A 6,076-nucleotide genomic window follows, 5' to 3' on the forward strand; every position below is an offset into this window, starting at 1 on the left:
ATTCCGATAGCTATGACGGGTAAAGATCTAATTGGACAAGCTCAAACCGGTACTGGAAAGACAACAGCTTTTGGCATTCCCCTTATAGAGGGAGTTGAGCTTGCTGAAGAAGCAATCCAGGGAATAGTTTTAGCACCGACACGTGAACTGGCGATTCAAGTAGCTGAAGAGTTAAATCGAATTGGTCAGGTAAAAGGAGTTAAAACGCTACCCATTTATGGAGGGCAGGATATTAATCGTCAAATCAAAGCCCTTAAGAATAGACCACATATTATCTCGGCAACTCCTGGACGTCTTATGGACCATATGAAAAGAAGAACCATCCGTTTAAGTCATATTCGTACGGCTGTTCTGGATGAAGCAGATGAGATGTTAAATATGGGTTTTATTGAAGATATCCAAACGATTCTTGGTGGCATCTCTTCTCCCCATCAAACCTTACTATTTTCAGCAACCATGTCGAAGCAAGTACAAAGTTTGGCCCAGAAATTTATGAACACTCCTGAACTCGTAAAAGTAAAAACGAAGGAGTTAACAGTAAAGAATATTGAGCAACGTTATGTAGAAATTCCTGAAAATCGAAAATTTGATGTTCTTTGCAATCTTGTAGATCTTCAATCACCAGACCTTGCTATTGTGTTTGGACGAACAAAAAAACGTGTGGATGAACTTGCCGAAGGGCTGAAAAAACGTGGGTATGCAGCAGAAGGCATTCATGGAGACCTTACCCAATCAAAACGTGCCGATGTCATTCGTCAATTTAAGGAGCATACAATTGAGATTATGGTCGCAACCGACGTTGCAGCAAGAGGACTTGATATTACAGGTGTCAGTCATGTCTATAATTTTGATATTCCTCAGGATCCTGAAAGCTATGTTCATCGTATTGGTCGAACAGGACGGGCAGGTAATAAGGGATTGGCGGTTACATTTATAACTTCGAGAGAACGTCATCACTTAAAAATGATTGAAGATGTTACGAAAACAAAGATGTCTAGACAATCGCCTCCCACTTCTAGTGAAGTAATGGCAGGAAATCAGGAAGCAATCATACACCGCGTTTTGAACACCATCGACAAGAGAGAGTTCGGGGAATATAAACCTGTGGCGGAAAAGTTATTAGAAGAAGTGGATTCTGTTACTTTATTGTCAGCCACTTTAAAGCTCTTAACAAAAGAATCCAATATGGCTCCTGTCCAATTAACTGAAGTGGCACCACTTCGTAATGAAAAGGCAAAAACGGAGCGTAAGAGAAGTAGAGGCAGAAAAGAAACAGTATGGCGTGAAAAAAAGTATAGAAAATAATCTCTTACAGTTTTATGACTATGTACTTCATTAGTAGGTATTGAGGTTTATCACACCGTAAGGTGTCAACATACAACTCTCCCTTCGTGAACCAACTATCGAAGGAAGGTTGCCTACTTTTTTAACACATATATCAGAAAACCTATACGAATTGATGTAAACCTTTCTCAGCTCCATTATAAAAACCACACGGCAACTTTAATTGTTAATCCTTATGATTGTGAAGAACTAAAAAAATATCAGGCAAAAGAACTGGGTAAAAATAAAGAATCTTAGGAGATTTAATTTATGTCTTAAGATAAATGAAAGTAAAATTTTTATTATTTTTGATACGAGAGAGGATGAGGACCATGAGCGTGAAAATATTTACTAATGGAGAAATAGTAAATATAAGAGTATCGAACGAATTAGTAACAATCTTAAAAAGTCATTATGTAAAAAACATGAAAAGATACTCTTATACGGTCAATGAATATCCAAGTACTTTTTTCTTTGAAGAAGAATTAATGAAACATGAGTAATAAGTAGATAAAGAGGTGCTACACCTATGCTAAAATTTAAAGTTATTTTTGAATTTATAAATGGCAGGACAAAGGAATTAAAATTTCAAGCCACATCAAAGAAAGAAGTCATTAGTCATATAACAAAAGATGAAAGATTCATTTCGAATGAAAAAGAGCTAGTGCATATCAATTTAAATAATGTGGTACAATTTATGGTTACAGAAGAAAAATAAGAATAATAAAGATAGGCATCTATTAATTGAGGTGCTTTTTATTTTGATAGAAATACTGATTTAAGAAATAAGCAATACTATAAGGTTTAGTGCTCTTTGATTCCATGACGTATCATCAGTGGCAAGCACTTACGAAAAACAGGTGATTTTTTTAAAGAATGGTAGCTCTAAACCTGCTATTATTAAGGCGGAGAATGAAGACGTTTTAAAACAATAAATTTCAAGCCATGAAGGTTGGTTTGAATTTAAAGAAATAGTAACCAGTAAAAGAACTATAAAAGTGTCTAGAAGATTAGAAACATTGACTTATCTCTCAATTAGAGAATATCGAAAACCAAGAGTAGAAAGATTTAATTAAATTTCCCTTTAAGGATACTGATTCATCAGTGTTCTTTTTTATTTTGAGAAAACAGGGAATCTTTTAAGACTCGTCGTATTAATATAGATAAAGAGGTGGTTGAATTGAAACTAGAACAATTAATTATCAATAATATTGAATTTAACGTTGAAAATTTTGAAGAAAAAACAATTACACATTCCACTACAGGTGAGCAGCTAAAAAAGATTGGTTTTGCATTTTCGGTTAGAGGAAAAAAAGAGTATAACTTATATGACTTATTTTTTGAGAGCCCAAATTTTGAACTTACTATTGTTGATACAAATGAAAAACTTAAAATGAAAAATATTTCACACAGTACTTTCTATCAAGCAGCAGAGATATCAGATGACACAAAAGTCGTATTTAGAATTAAGTTACAACAAGAACCAGCCAAAGAAAAAGAACTTACAGAAGATCAGAAGTTGATGGTTAACGCCGTAAATGAGGTTGTGTTATCTAGGATAAGATTTAAAGTGTTAGTAGAAGTACTAGAAGAAAAAGGATTAATCAAAGGTGATGAATTATTTGGTGAGATTGAAAAAGTAGCTGAAAAAGACTTTGACACGTTAAAGAGAGAATTACTTTATGAAAAAGAGCTACTAAAATGAAGAAAAAAAGCTGCCAGTCCAAACGGGCAGCCCTTCCTTAAACCTTCTCAACAGTTCCCTCTACCATAAAATATAACGAGCCTTTACTTTATTTCTTCTTCCTGTTCTTGTTTGTTGAAGCTCCATTGTTATTTTCCCCTTCAGAAGCAGGAGAATTGGTACCTTTAGCTTGAGTTTCTTGCTTTTGATTGTTTACTGAGACTGCAGCCTCTTGAAGCTCTTCCACAACAGGAGAAGTTGTCACTTTAAGTTGGGATTCCTGCTTCTTGTTAGTTGAAAGTGTAACCTTTTCCTCTTTTGGAATGTCAGGAGCAGGTGCTGCAGCCACTTCTGCATAACTTTGGTCCACGTAATTAGTCCTATTTTGATAGACTTCGGAGTCAGAAAGTTCTGATTGTTCGATTCGTGCTTCTTCCTTTCGAACAGTGTCTTTCATTTCTTTTGTCTCTTGAATTTTACGCTTGCCAACGACTACTTCTTCCACGACTACAGGTCTTTTCGTCACCTCAATTCGTTCCTCTGTAATAGGAATACGGATGATTTCATTCTCTGTCAATGGGCTGCCATCGTACTGACCGTCTATGACCGGACGTCTTTCTACATAGACTTCCTCACGGATAACAGGAACCTGGATAGTTCGTAGTTCTTCCACAATTTCCTTACGAAGTTGTACTTCACCGATCTGGACGCGTTCTTTTCTTACATCGAGTTGTTCTTCACGTAGTTGGACAGATTTTTGTTCTTCACTCTCGTATTGAATCTCTCTAATCGTATCATATGAAGGAATCGTTTGAGTTTCCTCTGTATCAATCATAACAAGAATTTTCCCTTTGTTCACATCCATTTCACACTGCTTCGCAGTAGAACTTTGAACCCCCATTCTAACAAGTTTTGAAGTTAGATCACTGGCTTGTTTAACAGGAGTCATTCCACCTGTCATCATGGTGAGAAAACTGTCCATCATCACACCTGCTAACGAACTTACTGCTGGTGTACCGACTTCTATCATCACGTCGGTTTCAGCTCTCAATCGCAGAGTATCACTTCTATTTTTTGCTACCACCATTATATCTGTTTCACGACATCCCTGACGTTTTAACCCCTCAATTGTGAACAGCGCTTCTTGCTCCGAATAAAAAGTTCCGACAACTCTTTTTGTTATTCCCATTCTCCCATCTCCTTAAAATTGAAGTAAACGCAAACATATCCTTACATTTAATTCCATATTTTTATATACCCAGTGTTTTTTTATTTGAAACGTAGTACGAGTGACTGTATAAACACCAAAATTTCGACAATATTTCTATTTATTTTGATACTTTTCGTTAGAAGAATGGTAAACGAAATTTGTTTATTTTTTGATAAAATTAATCGTAAATAACTTGTAAAATGTATATCTACAGAAGAGATTAAAAAAGGAAATAATCGGTTTTGAAGAAAAGTGGAGATTTGACTACATAAGATATAATAAGCAAAACTATTTTTCAAAAAAAGTTGGATTGGAATGTAAAAAGAAACATATCTTTTTGCAGATTTGTTTTTTTTATTTAATCATTTATAAAAATAAATAATAATTAATATCTGAAGTAAACTCATCAAGATACTGTAAGGTACCAAACCTTAGATTCGAATTGCATAACATCCAAACAATTGAAAGCAACTACTGGTGCTCAGACAGAAGTTGCTTTCTGTTGTTTGATGTATACCTTATTCATATTTGGTTTACATAATCACTATATGGGGAAGAGGTAAGCAATTCAGCAATCAATACGTGTTGTTTCTGGGTCCTAATATTCATCTATTAGTGAGTTTTTTATTAAGATGAAAAGAATGAAAAATGTTTTTATTATATAAGCAATATCAAAGGAGTTAAGATTTATGCAAAGTGTTCAAAGTGAGGATTTAAAGGATATTAGAGCTACAATTCTCGAAAAAAAAGAAGGTTTAGCTGAAACAAAAAGACAAGAACTTGCAGATACTCATCATATTTATACAGAGCTAACAAATTTCCGCGTTGATCTTATTACAATTTATGGGGAATCCATTTTGATGGAAAAAGATGTAGCTATCGATACTATAAAAAAGTGGGGAGAAAACATAGCTGATCTATTAGTGAATCATGGTCTTCCATTAAACCTTGCTTTAGAGGAAATTAGTTTTTATCGAAATGAAATTGGAGAAATCATTAAAGAAAAAGGGGAAGATAACCAATTTTCTTTAGATACTTTTCACTCCATAACTTCTCATTTTAATACTGTTGTGGATGATGCTATTCAATGGGTAAGTAAATCATATGTAAAAGGTTATACAGAAAAGATAAATCATGCAAAGTATGCTATTGATGAACTTTCTATTCCAGTTGTCCGCATGACAGAAGAAATAGGAATTCTTCCCTTAGTAGGCGATTTAGATACAAAAAGAGCACAGATTTTAATGGAAAATGCTTTAGATAAAGGAAAGGAGTACAAATTAAAATGGCTAATCTTTGATCTATCTGCCGTCCCCATTATTGATACAATGGTAGCTGATCAACTTTTCAAAGTAATAGCAGCACTAAAACTTTTAGGAATTAACGTCATTATAAGTGGAATGCGTGCAGAAATTGCTCAAATCATGGTCAGATTAGGCATAGAAGTGAAAGGTATCAAAAGTTTTTCTAGTTTACATCAAGCTGTTGATTATGCAAATTCATTCACAGAATCTTTAAGATAATCCGCAAATCATGGATCTATACTCGGATTTCTTAATAGTACCAGAGAAAACTACCTTCATGCTGGACTGCACTTCAATTGTTAGACAGAAGCTAATAATTGGGGCTTTTATGTACATATAATAGCCACATCTAATTCTAGATATGGCTATTAATATTCAGTTTTATTACCGAGAAATCAAATTATGGTGCGACAAGAAGTCGCTTTCTTACAGTGTAGCAAACGCTACTCATCTAGACGCAAAGGTGATCTCCGTCCGAAACGTCATGCTTGGTAACGAGCCTGTCGGTTGCATGAGGAAATGTGGAAACAGAGGACAAATGCATGGTCCAGAATA

General features: G+C 34.6%; 5 protein-coding genes. 4 read left to right on the top strand and 1 reads right to left on the bottom strand.

The annotated features are described in order from the left end of the window. From cshA to ACFX4W_RS01475, 3 genes are all read left to right on the top strand, one after another. The coding region (gene cshA / locus ACFX4W_RS01465) for a degradosome RNA helicase CshA (RefSeq protein WP_377559161.1) at positions 1–1,305 on the top strand (1,305 nt) is incomplete at its 5' end. A gap of 547 nt (positions 1,306–1,852) precedes the next feature. Next, positions 1,853–2,041 (top strand): hypothetical protein, encoded by a 189-nt coding sequence (locus ACFX4W_RS01470; protein WP_192998878.1) that lies wholly within the window; start codon positions 1,853–1,855, stop codon positions 2,039–2,041. 462 nt (positions 2,042–2,503) lie between these two features. After that, positions 2,504–3,028 carry a hypothetical protein gene (locus ACFX4W_RS01475; RefSeq protein ID WP_377559163.1) on the top strand — a complete coding sequence of 175 codons (525 nt, stop codon included), beginning with the start codon at positions 2,504–2,506 and terminating at the stop codon, positions 3,026–3,028. Positions 3,029–3,116: 88 nt separating this feature from the next. Here ACFX4W_RS01475 and ACFX4W_RS01480 read toward each other — a convergent pair whose 3' ends face one another. Then, on the bottom strand, positions 3,117–4,196 hold the full coding sequence (locus tag ACFX4W_RS01480; protein WP_377559165.1) for a YsnF/AvaK domain-containing protein: 1,080 nt from the start codon (positions 4,194–4,196) through the stop codon (positions 3,117–3,119). A gap of 710 nt (positions 4,197–4,906) precedes the next feature. Here ACFX4W_RS01480 and ACFX4W_RS01485 point away from each other — a divergent pair. Next, positions 4,907–5,740, top strand: coding sequence for an STAS domain-containing protein (locus ACFX4W_RS01485; protein ID WP_377259727.1), 834 nt, complete (start codon positions 4,907–4,909; stop codon positions 5,738–5,740). The last annotated feature ends 336 nt before the right edge of the window (positions 5,741–6,076 follow it).

This window comes from Priestia sp. YIM B13489 (genome assembly GCF_042787645.1).
Taxonomy (GTDB): domain Bacteria; phylum Bacillota; class Bacilli; order Bacillales; family Bacillaceae_H; genus Priestia; species Priestia megaterium.